This is a genomic window from Micromonospora sp. NPDC000668, from assembly GCF_042897975.1.
Lineage (GTDB): Bacteria > Actinomycetota > Actinomycetes > Mycobacteriales > Micromonosporaceae > Micromonospora.
This window is the reverse complement of the sequence record NZ_JBIAYP010000002.1, coordinates 1,332,790-1,350,715: the sequence shown is the minus strand read 5'-3', so window position 1 is coordinate 1,350,715 and position 17,926 is coordinate 1,332,790. Positions and strand designations below refer to the sequence as shown.

The following is a 17,926-nucleotide window of genomic DNA, read 5'->3' as shown; positions in this document are numbered from 1 at the left end:
CATCCAGTGACAGACCTCGAACGTCTTGACTGTTGCCCAACCCCGCACCTTCTGCCCGGAGCGGACCCTGCGATCGCTAGAACAGCCAACAAGAAAGCGGTTGTCGCCGCGGAAGGCACGGTTGTCTCCGACGAACGTCTTGACGACTGCGACTGGAACAGAGTCAGCGGCCGGAGCCTGTCAGGCTCCGGCCGCTGACCGCGACTCACATATGGATTACAGTCGCGCGCACTGGCCTGATGCGGGGCCCTTAACGCTGTTGGGTCGGCTCTCGTTTGCCGGGGCCGGGGTGTTGCCCGAGCAGGCGAGGGGTCCGCTGATGGTGTTGGCGGAGATGACTACCGGTTGGCTGCCGGTGTTGCTGTTGACGGTGATCGGACCGCTGACGGTAACGGTGTCGATCCGGACTCCACCGGTGTTGGCGGTGACCGACACTGGGCCGGTCACCTTGCCCTTGGTGATGTTCAGCTGGCCGGTCGCGCCGGTGACGGTGACCGGGCCGGACACGGTGGCGCTGGCGAGATCGAACAGGACCGGGCGGGTGGCGTACACCGGGCCGCTGATGGTGCCGCCGGTGACCACCAGCGAGGCGCCTGGGTTGACCGTGACGGGGCCGCCGATCGTGGCGTTCTCCAGGCAGGTCAGGCCCGCGGTGACCACCAGCGGCTTGCGGTACGCGCCGGTGATGGTCGTGGTGCACTGCGGACCCGCCTGCCCGACGGCCGACCGCGGCTGGGGGTCCGCGGTGACTGGCGAGCTCGCGGCGAAGTAGCTCACCAGCATGGTGAGGTCGTTGTCGCCGGTGGTCGCCGGGTCGGCGCCGTCGCCGAGGGTGGCGAAGTTGTCACCGCCCGCGGCGAGGAACGAGTTCACCGTGACCCGGTACGTGCCCGCCGGGTCGAGCGCGGTGCCATTGAGCTTGATCGAGGTGATCCGCGAGCCCTTCGGCGCGTCGGGGTTGTAGGTGTAGCTGAACCCCTTCGAGACACCCAGCCACAGCACCGGACGGGACGCCCCGTCTGGCTGCCACTGCTCCTCCAGCACCTGCTTGATCTGGGCGCCGGTGTAGCTCTTTGTCACCACGTCGTTGGCGAACGGCTGGACGGCGAATGCGTCCGCGTAGGTCACCATGCCGTCGGTGCGGTAGAGCAGGTCGGCGCGTAGGCCACCGGGGTTCATGAATGCGATCTGCGCCCCGCCCCGGCCCGAGTCCTTCGTGCCGGCGAGTTGCACGTCGGCAATGAAGTTGCCGAGCGCCGACTCCTTGCCCCGGTCCTCGTTTCCGTTGGTGTAGGCCCGCTTGATGTCCGCGGTGATCGAGCCCAGCTGCTGCTTGCCGAGCTCGCCTGCCTTGGTCTTGGCGGCGGCCACGATGTCGGCCACCGCCTGGTCCTGCGGCGCGCCGACCACGTCGACCAGCTGCGCGTCGGCCGTCGTGACCTGGCCCGTGTTCGGGTCGTAGGTCAGCGCGACCTTGCCCAGCCGCTTGCCGTAGTCCTCGGCCTGTACCACCGGACGCAGCCGGTCCGATCCGGGGACCGGGAGCTCGAACGCGTACGGCTGGTGGGTGTGGCCGCTGAAGATCGCGTCGATGGTGGCGTCGACCCGGGTGAACTTGCCGAAGACCGCGTCGTTGGCCAGCGCCTCGGCGGAGGTGATGTTCTCCGTCGCGGCGCCCTCGTGCGCGAGCAGCACCACCACGTCGGCCTCCCCGTTGTCCGGGTTGCCGTCCTTGAGCTGGCCGGCGACCAGGTTGGCCTCGGCGACCGGGTCGCGGAAAGCCAGCCCGGCGATGCCGTCGGGGCTGACCAGCGACTTGGTCTGCTCGGTCACCACGCCGACGAAGCCCACCCGCACCCCGCCCACCGTGCTGACGGAGTACGCCGGCAGCGCCCTGGCGTCGCCCCGGTACACGTTGGCGCCCAGGTACGGGAAGTCGGCGCGGTCGGACACCCGGCCGGTGAGGTCGGCGATGCCCTTGTCGAACTCGTGGTTGCCCACCGCCGAGGCGGCGAGGCCGGCCTGGTTCAGCGCGTCGATCGTCGGGTTGTCCCCGTCGATCGCCGAGATGAACGTGGATGCGCCGATGTTGTCGCCAGCGGACACGAACGCGGTGTTCGGGTTCTGCGCGCGCAGCTGCCCGACCAGGCCGGCGAGCTGGGCGGCGCCGCCGACCGGCTGGCCGCCGACGGTGGCTGGGGATTCCAGCCGGCCGTGGAAGTCGTTGATGCTGAGCAGCTGCAGGTTGACCGGGTTCGCGCGGGTGTTGATGCCCACCACGAGCGGGTTGTGGTCGCTGGCCCGGTACGGGTTCGCCTCGTAGAAGGCGGACAGCCCGTCGTATTGGAACGCGTACGACTCGACCGCGTTGATCTGCCACACGTCGACGCCGGTGACCCGGGCCGCGAGCGACGGGGAGGCGAGGGCGTGGTCGAGGGAGCCGGACTCGCCGCTGAAGACGTAGGTGGCCTTGCCGGTGTTGTTCAGGTCCCGGTACTGCTTGTCGTAGAGGACCTGCATCGGGTCCTCGTGGGTGTAGGCGTTGAAGTCGCCGAGCAGCAGCACGTCGTCGGTGCCGCTGTCCGCCTTGACCTGGTCGACGAAGGCGGCCAGCGCCCGCGCCTGACGGACCCGGTCGCCGTTCCACGAGCCCTGGCCGTCGCCGGTGTCGGCGTTGTCGCCGGTCCCGGTGCCGCTCTTGGACTTGAGGTGGTTGGCGATCACGGTGAAGGCGATCTTCCCCGCGGTGAAGGTCTGTGCGATGGGCTCGCGGGCGTTGGACCAGACGGTCTCGTCGTTCACCGACCGCGACGGGCCCTTGGGCTGTACCTTCGCCGGCTTGAAGATGATCGCCGTGGTGATGAAGTCCTGCTGGGTTGGGCCGGGCAGGTTGGCCGGGCTGCGGACGTAGTCCCAGGTGCCGTTGCCGTCCTTGGTGTTCAGGGCGGCGACCAGGCGCTTGAGCGCCTGCTGCGGGTCGCCTGCGTCGAACCGGACCGAGTTCTCGATCTCCTCGAGCGCTACCACGTCGGCACCCAGCGCGCTGATCGCCGAGACGATCTTCGCCTCCTGCTTGGCCAGACCGGCCTCGTCAGCGGCGCCGCGGGCGTCCCCGCCGAAGTGCACGAAGTAGTTCAGCACATTGAAGCTGCCCACCCGCACGTCGCCGCCGACGTCCACCGGCTGCGGGGTACGCGGGTTGGTGGTCTTGAAGCTGGTCCGGGCGGGCGGCGCGGTGTCCGCGTCGACCGGGGTGGTGGGCTGCAGGCGCCACTCGTTGAAGCCGTACGAGAGCACCGACGACCCGAATGCCTCTACCGAGTCGCCGACCCGCAGCGGGCTGGCCTTCGACAGGTACGGCGGCAGCAGGCTGGCGGTGGACAGGTTGGTGGTCCGACCGTCGTCGAGCAGGATCCGCGCGAGCTTGTTCGCGGCGGCCACCTGCTTCGCCTCGTCCGAGCCCGGACGGGCGACGTCCGTGGGGTTGGCGGCCGGACGATCACCGGCGGTGAGCACGACCTCGCCGTAGCGGTTGGTGTTGTACACCTCGGAGACGGTGTACTGGCCGACCGGCGACACCAGCATCGACTCGACCGACTCGCGGGCACCGTCGGCGAGCGGCAGGCCGACCGGGACGGGCGCGGGCAGCGTCTGGCTGTGCTCGCAGACCTGCACGTCGGCCTTCGCGCCGATGGTGAGCTGGGTGAGCCCGTTGAACTCGCTCGGGGTGCCGCTGACCCGGACCCGGTCGCCGATCGCGACCGACGGGTGGTTGGCCGTGCTGGTTGTTAGGTAGACGAAGATGCCGTCCGAGGCGGTGCCCGCGGCAACGGGACGGTCCCCGCCGCTGCCCGCGGTCTGCACGTAGACGCCGTTGTAGCCACCGCTGCGATGGTCGGCGGTCACCACGCCTTCGACGGTGACCCGGGCGCCCGCGAGCGGCGTGGCGTCTCCGCCGCCCTGGACCTCGCCAATGGTGTGGTCAACGGTGACGGTGCAGCCCGGAGCCGGATCCGGGTCGGGATCACCGCCGCCCGGGACGGTGTTCACGGCGCCGAAGCTGCTCGGCGCGGGGGCCCGCCACGTACCGTCGATCTTCTGCAGCGATTCGCCGGCCGGCGTGGTCGCGGTCTCCGCGACGCCGATGTCGACGCCGGTCAGCCCATTGGCCGGCCCGCCGACGGCGGTCATCGTCCCCTCGTAGGTGAGGAACTCCGCCACGGCACCGCCCGGGGCGACGAGCGCTACGCCGTCGGGCGACCCGTTCTGGATGCCGTCCGTCGGGTACGTCGCGACGACCACACCGGCCGCCGGCATCGGGCCGCTCAGCGTGCGGGTGTTGTAGGCCGCACCGTTCGCGCCGTTGTACAGAACGATCTGCCAGCCGGTCAGATCGAAGCCGGCGGGCGCCTCGATCTCGATGGCCTCGCCGGTGTCGGTACCAGCGTTGTCATAGTGGATCTCACTGATAAAGGGGTCCGATGCCGCTGGCTCCGCCAGCGCGGGTGCCCCGCTGGTCAGAAGCAGCGCGCCGCTTGCGAGGAGGACGCTGAACACGTTGCGTGTTCGTTTGCGCCGGTTCCAGTCCATTAAGTTCGCCTCCGATGGCGGGGTTGGCCAGGTGGAGATTAGAGGCCTTTTCCTGTCCGCCCAAGAGCCGCCCGGTGTATGGAGCGGATTGATCACGGCTAGATGAACAGAACTGATCGAGGCCGCCGACCGATTGTGGCGATCGCATCGGCCGAATGGCCATTAGCGACAGACCCGCCGGATGACCGCTCGGAGCGCCAGTGGCCGGAATGCCGCTCGAAACAGGTCCGGTGCAGGCTGATTCGGGCGTTTCCCCGAGCAACCTTGCGGTCAGTTGATCATTTGGTGAACCTTGTTAGCCGCGGTTGTGGGACTCCGTTGTCGACGGCGAGGACAAGGGCAACCTCACGGCAGGTGCGACACGCCGCCGCGGGTCCTGGCCACGCAGCCCGGCCGGTTGCCGGCCAACCATGCAATCGGTCAACGATCTGTCGTTGTCGGCGCCCCCGGGCTTGACCCCGGGGTGGTCTAGCGTTGCAGCTGGTCCTGCACGGCGATGACCACCTCCGGGTCCGGCCGGCGGACGACCGCAGCCTTGGACGGAGTGATCCGCAAGAAACGGTTGCACGTCGACCTGACCGAGAGAGCCCAGCGGACGGCCGGCACAACGAGTGGACCCGGAGGCGGGGCCGGGGCCAGCGGCACTCGCGCTTCTGGGCTCGGAGACGTACGTGTCGCCGCCGCCTTCTTCGCGGCCCGGATCACCCCTCCTCGGCGAGGTCGGATGGCCTGTTCAGGAGGTTCAGGGCCCGCCCGCCCGGCGTTCACCTGTCCATTCCTACCGGCCGCAGGGCTTCCTCACGTCGCGGCTTCGGGCCTGCCCGCGACGGGGCCGGGGCAGAGATAGATCCACTACCTCCAGTCATCTGGCCTCCTCGATGCCGATGGTGTTTCGCGTAACGTCTTCGCACTTCGGAGCGCCTTCTGGTCGGCGGGCCAGGATCCGATCCCGGCCCGCGTCGCATATCGGATCAGAACGGGGAACGATGAGCCGAACAGCAAACAGGGGCCGGCGCGCCCGGGTCTGGATGGTGGGGGTGGGCGTGCTCGCCCTCCTGGCCGCCGGTGCGGGCACCGCCGTGGCGGGCAGCGACCGGTCCGCCGACGACAGCGCGGCGGAAGCGCACCTGGTCGCTGACAGCACCAAGTCGAAGGCCGACAAGGCGCCCCAGTCTCCGCGGCCGGGACGGAAGCCACGTCCCACCGCGTCGCCGACGTCCAGCCCGACCGCCAGCCCGACGCCGACCCCGACCACCACCACCTCGCCTCCGAGCACCGACGTGAACGCCCAGATCCCGATCCCGGGGTACGTCACCGGCTTCCGGTTCGGCGACATCCTGGTAGACGAGGCACGCGGCCGGGTCTACATAACCGGGGGCAAGGGCACCGACGGTCTGATCGTCACCGACCTGGACGGCAACGTCCTTCGCACCCTTCAGGGCATCGCGCCGGGGGCCGCCGGGATGACGCTGAGCCCGGACGGCAGCAAGCTCTACATCGCCGCCGGCGACCAGGACTGGCTCAGGATCGTGGACCTGGACACGTGGGAACTGGACGGGCAGTTCGCCGGGAAGACCGACGGGACCATGACGTGCCCGAAGGACATGGCCTTCGCGGCCGGCCAGCTCTGGGTCTCCTGGGGATGCGAGAACGAGCCCACGGCGGGCATCGGCCGGGTCGACCTCGCGACCGGCAAGTTCTCCGTGAACGCCGTGGACGCCATCGACGAGCGGATCAGCTCGGCGATGCTGCTGGCCACCTCGCCCGCTCAGCCCGACATGCTGATCGCCGGCGCGACGGGCACCAGCCCCGCCCTGCTGGTCCGCTTCGAGGCCACCGCGACGGGGCTGGTCCAGCGGGCGATCAGCCGCACCGACGGTGGCTCGGTCGCGCAGTTGGCGGTCACTCCCGACGGCACCGAGGTGATCGTCCCCTCGGGCGCGCCGTACTACCACCCGGTCCTGCGCACGTCCGACCTCGTCGAGGTGCACCGGTACCCGACCGTGACGTACCCGAACGCCGTGGCGATCCGGCCCGACGGCCTCGTCGTCGCCGGCACCAACTCGTCGTACGACAAGGACGTCTGGGTCTTCGAGCCGGGCGGCACCACGCCGATCAGCACGTACGAATTCGGGCACCTGCCGAACCAGGAGACGTGGGCGCACAACCTGGTCAAGGGGGGGCTGGCCGTGTCCGGCAACAAGATCTACGCGGTCACTGACCAGTCGGCCGAGCCGGAGATGGTGACCTTGCGGATCCGTACCCTGCCGTGACACCCGACGCCCGGCCCGTCACCGACGGGCCGGGCGATCGGCGGTCGTCACCGGTGACCACTCGCCCGGCGGGGCCCATCCATTCCACGGGGAGGAAATTAGTGCGGAAATTCGTGTCCGCGGTGGCGATCGCGGTGGGCGTCGCCGCCGGCGGTCTCGCGCCGACGGCGGCCCAGGCGGCGTCCGCCGCGCCGGCGGTGCTCTGGGCGAGCAGCGTCGAGGAGGAGCTGGGCCAAATCCAGGTCGGCGTGAGCGCCGACGCCGGGGTCGCCAGCATCAAGATCCACGTCATCTCGCCGGCGACCGAGCAGGAGATCGCCGTCGTCGACTCGTTCCACCTGGTCAACGGCACCGAGCAGAACGGCTGGTGGCAGGCGGACGACGCGGTGATCCTTCCCGAGCTCGGCGCCTACCGGCTGGACTCGGAGATCACCGACGCCGACGGCGTGCACGTCGAGCAGCGGTCGGTCGGCTTCCTGGCGTACATGGTGAAGATGTTCTTCAAGGACCTCAAGGTCACCCGGACCGTCTCGTACGACAAGCGAAAGGTCACCGCCTCCGGTCGGCTGATGGGCCGGTGGCCCGGCACCGGCGACGTCAAGCCGGTCGAGAACTTCCCGATCGAGTTCGTCACCTGGTACGGCAACCCGGCCGACGGGGTCTCCGGAAAGGTCGGCCACTTCGAGCTGACCACGGAGGTCCAGTACGCCGACGAGGCCGGCTACCTCACCACGCTCTGGGACGACTCGCGGCGCTTCCACCTCCAGGCGTACGCCGACACCCAGGCCCCGGAGGTCCGGCTGGCAGACACCCGAATCACCGCGGACCTCGACCGCGACACCGTAATCAACGGTGAGCAGGTCACTCTCACCGGCGAGTTGAGCTGGAAGACGCCGCAGGAGTGGCGGCCGATGCCCGATGCGCCGGTCTACGTCTCGTACTGCGACACCCGCGACTACTGCACGCTGCTGGGCGCCACCAGCACGGACGGGCAGGGGCGGTACCAGGTCACGGTCAGCCCGTTCTGGGGTGGGACGCTGCGGGTCTCCACCTATTACCCGGACCCGTTCGTCACCACGGTCACCCACGTTGACAAGCAGGTGGTCGTGCTGGACCGCACCCAGTTCACCGACTTCTTCGGCGAGCGGAGCGCGGACGGCCAGGTGTGGCTGCACGGGCACCTGCAGTTCCTGAACAACTCCACGCCCGGACAAATGCCGGTCGACATCCAGTTCTCCAAGGACGGCACCGCCGGCTGGCACACGGTCAGCTCGTTCGACATCTCGTACAACCCGACGAACCCGGACGGGTATTCGTTCGAGGCGTTCCTCGACGAGCCGGGCCCCGGCTACTGGCGCGCGACGTACGCGGGCAGCGCGACCTCCTTCCAGAGCGCGGTGAGCGCGGTGGTCTTCGTCGGCTAGACGTGCTGGTCCCGCAGAGCAGGCCCGGGCTTTCCGCCCGGGCCTGCTTTCTGCCGTGATTCCGGTGCTGCACAACGTCACGTTCGCCGACGTGAAGGAGTACAGCTCGTTCCTCGGCGACATGATGGGTTTCGACACCGCGGAGGACAGCGTCGCCGAGATCGCCGCCAAGATCGCCTCGGCTCTGATCGACCCGACGGTAATCGATCCGGCTGCCTGAACGTCTCTGCACCCGCCGGCGCTCTCAATCGCGTCGGCGGGTCGGCCTGCAGGGTGTCGCTAATCGAGGCATCCAGCGCCCGCTGGCGGTTGGCCGCGGTCAACTCCCGCACCTGGTTGCCGTACCCGTCGAACCGGGCCGTGCTGATCTGCCCATCGGGTTCGGCGGTATTCACCGCGCGGGCGTTGGCGTCCAGGTAGGTGACCACGACCCGGTCGTACGAGCCGGGCGGAGTGCCGGTGGTCAAGTCGCCGGTTGGCACCCGCGTCGGCGGGAACACCGCCGTCGCCTGTGTTGGCGGCTCGGTCTGCCCCATTGGGTGGAACCGGCCAACATGCAGCGACTGCGGGCCACCCTGCGCAAAGCTCAGATGCCCAAGCCGAAGCTCATCGAGCTGACCCGGGCGCACAAAGTCCGGTACGCCCACGCCGGAGGCTGCGGCCGGCGATGCTGCTGCGAAGGCGCCCAAGGCGGCCGGCAACACCGAGACGCATTGAAGCCGCGAAGCGGTAAACCCAGCGCGAGCCCGTAGGCGACCAGGACGGCGACGCTCAGGGCGCCCATCGGGATGCCGTTCCGCTGCGAGCGGCCGGCTCCCCCTCGCCTGCCCACATCGCACGATCGCGTCCTTCATCGAACACGGCCGTGGCTACATCGACGGAGACGGACAGGCCGGGACGTAGGACAGCTCGTCGTACGAGCACCATTCGAGCACCAATGCGTCCATCGGCACGGAATGACAAGAGGCGCCTGACCGCCTTTTGGCAAGTCAGACGCCTTTTGATCTTGTGCGCCCGAAGGGACTCGAACCCCTAACCTTCTGATCCGTAGTCAGATGCTCTATCCATTGAGCTACGGGCGCAGGTGCTCAGCCAGTGTACACACCCGGCTTTCGCGCGGAGACTCCGGGATTCGAACCCGGGAGGGGCTTTAAGACCCCAACCGCATTAGCAGTGCGGCGCCATAGACCAGACTAGGCGAAGTCTCCCTGGTGGCCCGCAGACCACCGCGCCCGAGAATACAGGTCGCCACCCACAGGGAGCAAAGCGACTTCCTCGGTACGCCCACCGGGGCCGCCGGCCCCCGTGATTCGACGCTGTGCGCCGGCGTGATCGGGACTACGCTCCATCGATATGCAAGAGCAGCCGCCCAGCGAGCCGACCCGCCGAGAGCCTGCTGACCGGGCGCGTCGGCGCCCCCCGCGTGCGACCTTCACGCCACCGACCGACGAGCAGTCGGTGGACGCGGCGGCACCGACATCCGGGCCGACAGTGGCCTCGGCCACTCCGGGCGGCCAGCGCCCTCGCCGGGCCAAGGCCGCCCCGGCGGTGCTCTTCCAACCTCCGGATCCGGACCTTCAACTGCCCCGACAGCCGGTTCCGACGCCCGCCGCCGGGAGCGGCACAAAGCCCGCCGACCAGCCGAGCTCGTCGGACGCTCGGACCGTCGAACAGCGGGGCCCACGGGAGCGAGAGGCGGCGAGCGGCGCGGAGCCGGGGCCGACGGACCCCGAGACGGGGAGCGGCGAGCGGCTCAACACCACCGAGCCGACCGGCCCGGGCAGCTCGGTGGCTCCGGCGGACGAGCGAGCGCCCGAGGCCAGCCCGGAGCAGCCGGCGGACCCGCCGACCCGGACTCCGAAATCCCGGACCAGCCGCGCCACCCCCGTCCGCAAGGCCGCCACCACGAAGGCAGCCAGGGCGTCGGTCGAGGCATCCAGCACGACACCGCCGTCGCCCGACGCGCCCCCGACCGCTCCCGAGGCGGCGATCCCCACCAAGCGGACTGCAACCCCGACCGCCCCGAGGGCGACCCCCAACGAGCCGATCGTGAAGCCGATCACTCCGGCGGCGACCCCCACCAAGCGCGCCGCGAGCCCGACCAAGCGAGCGACGTCCACCCGGAAGAGCGTTACCCCGAAGAAGGCCGTCCCCGCACCCACACCGCATCCACCGGCCGAGCAGCCACCGGCCGAGCAGCCACCGGCCGAGCAGCCACCGGCCGAGCAGCCACCGGCCGAGCAGGCTTCGGCCACAGCCGTGCCCGACAACCCCGCCCCGACAGCCCCGGCTCAACCCGCCGAACAGCAGACCGCTGGGGACGAGAGGGACAGCGCCCACGTCATGCCGGCGTCGTCGCGTACCCCCGAATCGGAGCTGCGGGCGGTGACCGCCCGCCTGCTGGACCACCCCGGCTTCGCCCCGGAGCTGCTGGCCCTCGCCGCGGTGCGGTCACTCGGCCCCGCCGCCGCCGACTGGGCTGAGCGGCTCCGAACCAGGTACCCGGATGCCCCGGCGGACGGCCTGGCCCGGCTGGCCACCAGGCGGTTCGTGCGCTCGGCAGGCGCGGGCGGGGCGGTCGCCGCGCTGGCTGGGCTCTTCGCGCCGCTGGCCGAGCTGACCTCGGTGCTCTGGACCCATTCGAACCTGGTGCTGCACCTTGCGGCGGCGTACGGCCAGGACCCGGCGCATCCGGACCGGGCCGCCGAGTTGCTGGTGCTCACGCAGGTGCACCCGGACACGGCGAGCGCGCGTGCCGCGTTGGCCGCCGCGCGGGCGGCGGGCGACCCGGCGGACGGGACGTGGGCTCGGGCGGCGGAGGCCGCATGGCGGCTGGCCGCACCACTCACGGCGCAGGCCGGCGGGTGGCTGGCGTTGCGACTGGCGTCCCGGCTGCTGCCGGGCGCGGCGGTGCTCGCCACGGCGCTGGGTGACGCGGCGGCGGCCGACCGGCTCGCGGCCCGGGCGGTAGCCGTCTACCGGCGGGCCCCGGCCGCCCCGGTGACGGGCTGACCGGTCACAGCCAGTCGAACCACTCCTTCGGCAGCGACGCGTACCCGACGAAGGCCACCACGTCGAGCAGGGTGTGCGCGATGATCAGCGGCATCACCCGCCGGGTGCGCAGGTAGAAGAGGCTGAACACGACGCCCATCACCGCGTTGCCGACGAACGCGCCAAAGCCCTGGTAGAGGTGGTACGAGCCGCGCAGCAGCGCGCTGGCCGCGATGATCGCGGCGAGCCGCCACTGGAGCTGGCGCAGCCGGGTGACCAGGTAGCCGACCACGATCACCTCCTCCAGCACGGCGTTCTGCACGGCGGCGAGGATCAGCACCGGGACCGCCCACCAGACGTCGGGCAGCGACGCCGGCACCAGCGTGGCGTTGATGCCGAGCTGGGCTGCCACCCAGAACAGAGCCAGCCCGGGCAGGCCGATCAGCGCGGCCAGGCCGGCGCCGCGGGCCAGGTCCTGGCCGGGCCGCCGGGCGTCCAGGCCGAGGGTCCGCACCGGGTCGCCGGGGTCGCGGGTGAGCAGGTGTACGGCGAGCAGCACCGGCAGCAGCGCGAAGACGATGCCGAGCAGCTGGTACGTCAGGTCCAGCCAGGGTCGGGCCGACGCCGAGGTGTTCAGCGAGGCGGTCTGCTTGGAGAGCGGCCCCTCGGCGGTCAGCTTCGCGATGATCGAGACCACCGCGTAGACCGCTGACTGGCCGAGGGACAGGCCGAGGACCAGCAGCGTCTCGGTCCCCAGAATCCGGCGGGACACCGGGCGGGTCAGCTCAACGGTCACCGCACCACTCTGCCCGACGGGTGGCACCGGCGGCACGGCCGATCGGCCGGCGTGAACCGATCGCACATTCTGTGCGACCGGCGTGCACTCTCCGTGGAGATTCTATGGGTGCCCGATCCGCTGCCGTCTGGAGAAGGAGCGCCCCGGTGGACAACGTCGCGCGGTTGCTGAAGGAGAGCTGGACCCTGGTCGAGGAGCACCGGGACCGGCTGAGTGGCCACTTCTACGCCCGGCTCTTCCTGCTCGACCCCGCTCTGCGGCAGCTCTTCCCGGTGCAGATGACCGGTCAGGGCGACCGCCTGTTGGAAGCGATCATCACGGCGATCCACACCGTCGACGACCCGGAGAGCTTCGACGAGTTCCTCCGGGCGCTGGGCCGCGATCACCGCAAGTACCACGTCGACGAGCGGCACTACGCGACGATGGGCCTTGCTCTGCTGGACGCGCTGAGCAGCACGGCCGGTGGCGGCTGGAACCTCGAGTACGACCAGGCGTGGCGGGACGCGTACGCGGCGATCGGCGCGAAGATGGTGGCCGGGGCGGCGGACGATGACAACCCGCCGTTCTGGCACGCCGAGGTGCTGACCCACGAGCGGTACGGCCCGGACATCGCCGTGCTGACCTGCCGGGCGTTGCAGCATCCGCTGGTCTGGCGGGCCGGCCAGTACGTCAGCCTGGAGGTGCCGCGCCACCACCCGCGGGTGTGGCGGACGTACTCGGTGGCGAACGCCCCGAACGACGACAACGTGCTGGAGTTCCACGTGCGGGCGCCCGGGGCCGGCTGGGTGTCCGGCGTGCTGGTCCGCCGGGTGCGGCCGGGTGACCTGCTCCGGCTGGCCGCGCCGATGGGGTCGATGACCCTGGACCGCGCCTCGGAACGGGACATCCTCTGCGTGGCGGGTGGGGTCGGCCTGGCGCCGATCAAGGCGCTGGTGGAGGAGTTGGCCACCTACAACCGGACCCGATGGGTGCACGTCTTCTACGGTGCCCGGCAGGCGGCGGACCTGTACGGCCTGGCCGGGTTGCAGGAGCTGGTCGCCGTACACCCGTGGTTGTCGGTCACTCCGGCGTGCAGCGAGGACCCGGACTTCGACGGCGAGCTGGGCGATGTCGCGGACGTGGTGGCCCGGTACGGCCCGTGGACCACGCACGACTGCTACGTCTCCGGCTCGGCCCGGATGGTCCGGTCCACCCTGCGGGTGCTGGCCGCGGACGAGGTGCCGCCGCCGCACATCCGGTACGACACCTTCGGTGACCTCTAGACGTTCCTCCCCCCACACCGGGGCGCGTGCCCCTGCCCCCTGGGGCACGCGCCCCGGTCCCCGCCCTAGTAACGCCAGGGGTGCCCGGTCTCGCGGTACTCCTCCACCGGCACCAGTGGCACCCCGGGCGCCATCCGATCGACGTAGAGCCGGCCCTCCAGGTGGTCGATCTCGTGCGCGACCAGCCGGGCCATGCCGAACTCGAACGAGGTGATGATCCGGCTGCCGTCCCACTGGGCGTGCTCGACGTCCAGTCGCAGCGGCCGGGGCACCAGACCGCGGTGGTCGAAGTAGGAGAGGCATCCCTCGTACTGCTCGTCGGTGTCCGGGGAGGCGTCGACCACCCGGGGGTTGATCAGCACGACCGGCTCCGCCAACCGGTCGGGTGGCCGGACCACGGCCGCCGCCCGGCCGATGCCGAGCTGCGGGGCGGCGATGCCCACCCCCTTGCTGAACGGGTGCAGCTCGTCGAGGCGGGCCAGGGCCGTGTTGAGCCGGTCGACCACGTCCCGCGCCGCCTGTTCCTCGCCGGGCAGGTCGAACGGGCGGCCGCGCTGGCGGAGCAGGTCGGCGCCGCGCTGCACGATGCCGATCCCACGCATCCGGTCGCTGGGCCGGACCCGGGCCCCGCCGGGGCCGACGTCCGGGTCGGTATCCGGTCGGGCGCGGAAACGCCACTGCATCCGGTAGCGGGCGTTCAGCGGCGGGTCGTCGGTGTGCCAGTCGAAGATCGCCCGGTCGCCCTCGTCGTGTCGCTGCGGCGCCGTTCGCAGCGGGCCCTCCTCCGCCGAGAGCGAGGTCTCCACGCCCCAGACCTGCGGGTCGAGCGCCGCCGGCAGGTCCAGGCGTACGGCGAGCTGGCGGGTGGGCAGCCGGACGGCCCGCTGGAACCAGGGGCCCCACTTCTCCTGCCCGACGCTGTACGCGTACTCGATGGTGGCCCGGTCGCCGGGGTAGAGCGGGAACCGCCGCTCACCGTTCTCGAAGAGCAGCCAGATCTCCTTGAACGCGTCCCGGTCGTGCTTGGCCCGCCAGTGCATCGGCTCCGGGTCGCCGCCGCCGTCATCCCGGCGGGCCTGTAGTTGCAGCTCGGCGAAGGTGAGGGGGTGCTCCCGGTGGTGCCGGTTGGAGCGGCCGGGGTCGTTCGGGTAGCGGTCGACGGCGACCCGGACCAGGTAGCGGGTGACCGGCTCGGTGCCGGCGTTGTACAGCTCACGGTGGATGACGCACCGGTAGCCGTCGTCGGTGTAGGCGAGGGTGGCCAGCTCCCGTTCCACCACGAGGCCGGTGCCGGGTGGCAGCCACTGGCCGGGCAGGTGCGGCTCGCGGTGCGGTTGACCGGGGCGTGCGTGCCGTAGCTCGTCGTACTCCCGGAAGCGCTGCCAGATCGCGCCGCTGGCCTCCAGGACGGCCTCGGCGCGGCGGGCGAAGTCCTCGGTTGGGCGGTGCCGGCGCCCCTCGACGTGGCTGACATAGGACGGGTCGAACCCCATCAGGACGGCCAACTGCTTCTTTGACAGCCCCCGCCCTGTCCGCTGGCGGGCTAGCTCGGCCGCGAAGGAATCGGCAGCCCGTTCGAGGGGTGAGGTCGTCATCGGCTTCCTCGTGGCCGGGAGTATCAGTTTCACGTTCCGTGCCGAAACGCACACGCATCTGGCACCTTGCCGACACACTCCTTGACAATCCACCGACGGCCATCAATCCTGCGCCAGCGTTTTCCAGGGCAGAAGCCGGGTAGTACGCCGGAGCGTGGGGTCCGCTCCCGCCGGAAGTGGCAGTGACCTGCGGCTTCCGATCCGACCGAGGTGAGGCTTCCCTTAGACCTGCGGCCGTGGTTAGGCTAGCCTTAGCTCAGGACGGCAGGTTCGTCCTCCGGGGTCAGCTCCTCGGTCACGCAGACGGGGGATGACACGGTGACAGCGGTGATGCCGAGGCAGGACGTGTCCGTCCCGCCGCTCGCCCCCGTCACCGCGGCGATGCGCGCCATGTTCGGCACCGACGACCTGCCCGGGCTCGCACGGGGCCTGCTGGTCGACGACGAGTTCGGCTGGGCGCCCGCGACCACCCTGATCGACGGCAGCCGGCTTCCCGAACTCCTGCGTGCGGCCACCCTGCGCTGGGGCGGCACCCCGCACGCCTGCGCCGCGCTGGCCTGGAAGTCGTACAGCTACTGGATGGCGCTGCCGGTCGTGCTCGGCTGGGCCTCGGCCCGGCGGGTGCCCCTGCTCGACCCGTCTGACGTGCTGATCCACTTCGAGGACCACCGGCCGCTGCTCACCCTGGGCCTGCGCCGCAGCACCACCGTGGCGGTGCTGCCGAGCGACCCGCTGGCGCTCGCCGGGCGCCCTGAGGTGCGGGTCGTCGCCGGCGAGGCGGAGCTGCTGACCGCGCTGCGCGCCTCGCTGCTCGACGCCCACCTGGCCCCGCTCATCACGGCGATCCAGGCGGAGGTCCGCGTGGGCACCCGGACGCTGCTCGGCTCGGTCGCCTCCGGCATCGCGCACGGCATCCTGCGGGCCGCGGACGGGCTGCCCGGCTCGACGGTGCAGACCATCGACACCCTGCTCGGCGCACTCGACCTGGCCGACCTGGTCGAGCTGGTGCCGGGGCCGACCGGCGAGCCGAGCGTGCAGCGGCGCACCTGCTGCCTCGCCTTCACCCTGCCCAGCCCGAAGGTCTGCCAGGGCTGCTGCGTACGCCAGGGCTGAGCCTCGCTCAGTCGGTCAACGGCCGGACGTCCCACACCCACACCCCGCCGGTGAAGATCGGCTGTATCCCGGTCAGCTCGGTCATCCCCCGCCGCAGTGCCGCCGCATGCTCGTGCGGACCGAGAATGGCCACGCCGGCCCGCCAGTAGCGCAGGTCGTCGACCGCCTCCACGCGGCTCTGTGGGGTGATCGGGGGCACCGCACCGGTGCGTTGGATGGTGGCGAAGAAGCTGCTGGTCGGGCGGGGTGGTGCGCCGAACAGCGCGATCCGCGGCGCCTCCGCGCTCGGCCGGGTGTCCGGGCCGAGAAAGTAGCCGCGCGCCAACGGCATGTCCAGTCGGGTCGCCGCGGACCATCGCAGTGGCTCGGCATAGTTCGTGTCCGGCAGCGGCAGGGTCACCACGCTGTGCCCGCCAGCCACGTAGGGCCGCCAGGCCCCACTGGTCACGAAAGTGGGAACCGGGTCGAGGCGGACCACGGGTAGCGGGGTGGGCAGGATCGGCAGCAGGGCCATCGTGAGCACGGTGGCGGTGGCGAAGCGGATCTGCCGTCGGGCGGTCGGTGTCGAGCGGGCCAGCTCGCGGGCGTGCTCGACACCGTAGGCGAGCAGCAGCCCGATGATCGGGGTGATCGCCAGCGCCCACCGGGTCGGCACCACCGAGTGCAGGATCGGCAGGTTCTCCAGCACCGCCCAGGGTCCCGGCACACCGGTACCCCGGCCGTCGAAGCGGATCTCCCGGCCCAGCGAGAGCACCGCGAAGAGCAGCCCGAGGGCGGCCAGCGCCAGCACCACGACCGAGCGGCGCAACCACCAGACCAGGGCGACCACCAGCACCAGCAACGGCCAGCCGAAGAAGCTGTTCTCCTCGGTGGGGTTCTTGGCCAGGTTCGCCGCGGTGCGCGAGTTGCCGGCGAGCGATTCCCGGGAGTACGCCGCGAACGAGGCGAGATCGCTGGAGTAGCCGCGGATCAGGCGGGACAGCCCGGCGTAGGCCCCGGGTCCGAAGAACTGCACGTACAGCGGGTACGCCAGCAGCAGCCCGGCGACCCCGGCGGCTACGGCCAGGCCGGCGAGGAAGGGCCTGGCCCGTGATCGAAGATCCGGGCGGCCGAGGGCGAGCGCGCCGACGATCACGCCCAGCCCGATCGCGGTCATCAGCAGGATCTCCAGGTTGAGGAATGCCTGCCAGACGATCACCAGTGCGAGGAGCACGCCGTTGCGCAGCCAGCGGCCCGGCTCACCGAGCCGCAGCGTGCGCCAGATGATCAGCGGGACGACGAACTGCGACACGATGTTCGGGTGGGCATTGGCGTGCGACACCATCGCCGGCGCGAACGCGCAGAAGCCCGCACCCAGCCACGCCGGCCCGCGAGCGCCGATCAGGACCCGGGAGAGCAGGAGGTACCAGGCAGTGGCGGTGGCAATCATTCCGGCGGTCAGAAAAAGCAGGAATGCCGCGCGCGGCCCGAGGAGCAGGGTGATCGGTGTCATTGGCAGCGAAATGGATAATACGGACGTATTAGCCATCAGATTAACGCCGTCTGGAACGTTCATTCGGTCCGAATGGAACGGGTATGCGAAATGCGTGACCACCCGCGCACCGTGCGCCATCATCCATTCGAACTGCGACTGATCAGTGCGGTTGTCGCGCACCGCGCTGCCCGGCTCCAGCCAGAGCCGCCCGGTGACCCAGAAGCCGAGCACCACGAAGCTCAGCACGGCGGCCAGATCCACCCACTTCCCGTTGCGGGTCAAGCGTCCACGACCGCCAGCCCTCTCCACCGGCGACGCGGTGGCCGGGCCGTCTCCGGGCGCGTCCGATTCGGGAGTAGTCATGACAATTCAGAGGGTAGTCAGCGTAACCCGCCGCCGTGACATGTT

General features: G+C 70.7%; 10 protein-coding genes and 2 tRNA genes. 6 read left to right on the top strand and 6 right to left on the bottom strand.

Annotated features, from left to right (window positions below; all coding sequences use genetic code 11):
• Positions 1-216: 216 nt before the first annotated feature.
• Positions 217-4,590 (bottom strand): ExeM/NucH family extracellular endonuclease, encoded by a 4,374-nt coding sequence (locus tag ACFY29_RS15865; protein ID WP_386986480.1) that lies wholly within the window; start codon positions 4,588-4,590, stop codon positions 217-219.
• A gap of 986 nt (positions 4,591-5,576) precedes the next feature.
• On the opposite strand from ACFY29_RS15865, the gene ACFY29_RS15860 reads away from it, so the two are divergent.
• From ACFY29_RS15860 to ACFY29_RS15850, 3 genes are all read left to right on the top strand, one after another.
• Positions 5,577-6,863, top strand: coding sequence for a hypothetical protein (locus tag ACFY29_RS15860; protein WP_386986477.1), 1,287 nt, complete (start codon positions 5,577-5,579; stop codon positions 6,861-6,863).
• Between the two features lie 101 nt (positions 6,864-6,964).
• Complete coding sequence (locus tag ACFY29_RS15855; protein ID WP_386986474.1) at positions 6,965-8,287, top strand: hypothetical protein; 1,323 nt, start codon at positions 6,965-6,967, stop codon at positions 8,285-8,287.
• 64 nt (positions 8,288-8,351) lie between these two features.
• Positions 8,352-8,507, top strand: a complete 156-nt coding sequence (locus tag ACFY29_RS15850; RefSeq protein ID WP_386986471.1) for a hypothetical protein — start codon at positions 8,352-8,354, stop codon at positions 8,505-8,507.
• 789 nt (positions 8,508-9,296) lie between these two features.
• Here the strand turns inward: ACFY29_RS15850 and ACFY29_RS15845 are convergent.
• Positions 9,297-9,369 (bottom strand) — tRNA-Arg (locus ACFY29_RS15845).
• A 35-nt stretch (positions 9,370-9,404) separates the two neighbouring features.
• Positions 9,405-9,495, bottom strand: a tRNA-Ser gene (locus ACFY29_RS15840).
• Between the two features lie 145 nt (positions 9,496-9,640).
• Here ACFY29_RS15840 and ACFY29_RS15835 point away from each other — a divergent pair.
• Positions 9,641-11,299 (top strand): hypothetical protein, encoded by a 1,659-nt coding sequence (locus ACFY29_RS15835; RefSeq protein WP_386986468.1) that lies wholly within the window; start codon positions 9,641-9,643, stop codon positions 11,297-11,299.
• A gap of 4 nt (positions 11,300-11,303) precedes the next feature.
• Here ACFY29_RS15835 and ACFY29_RS15830 read toward each other — a convergent pair whose 3' ends face one another.
• Positions 11,304-12,074, bottom strand: coding sequence for a CPBP family intramembrane glutamic endopeptidase (locus tag ACFY29_RS15830; protein WP_386986465.1), 771 nt, complete (start codon positions 12,072-12,074; stop codon positions 11,304-11,306).
• 146 nt (positions 12,075-12,220) lie between these two features.
• Here ACFY29_RS15830 and ACFY29_RS15825 point away from each other — a divergent pair, with 146 nt between their 5' ends.
• Positions 12,221-13,336, top strand: coding sequence for a globin domain-containing protein (locus tag ACFY29_RS15825; protein WP_386986462.1), 1,116 nt, complete (start codon positions 12,221-12,223; stop codon positions 13,334-13,336).
• A 65-nt stretch (positions 13,337-13,401) separates the two neighbouring features.
• Here the strand turns inward: ACFY29_RS15825 and ACFY29_RS15820 are convergent, their stop codons facing one another.
• Positions 13,402-14,931, bottom strand: coding sequence for a peptide deformylase (locus ACFY29_RS15820; protein WP_386986459.1), 1,530 nt, complete (start codon positions 14,929-14,931; stop codon positions 13,402-13,404).
• Positions 14,932-15,261: 330 nt separating this feature from the next.
• On the opposite strand from ACFY29_RS15820, the gene ACFY29_RS15815 reads away from it, so the two are divergent.
• Positions 15,262-16,044 (top strand): hypothetical protein, encoded by a 783-nt coding sequence (locus tag ACFY29_RS15815; protein ID WP_386986820.1) that lies wholly within the window; start codon positions 15,262-15,264, stop codon positions 16,042-16,044.
• 7 nt (positions 16,045-16,051) lie between these two features.
• Here ACFY29_RS15815 and ACFY29_RS15810 read toward each other — a convergent pair whose 3' ends face one another.
• A complete protein-coding gene (locus ACFY29_RS15810; RefSeq protein ID WP_386986457.1) occupies positions 16,052-17,881 on the bottom strand; it encodes a hypothetical protein in 1,830 nt (609 codons plus the stop codon).
• Positions 17,882-17,926: the final 45 nt, after the last annotated feature.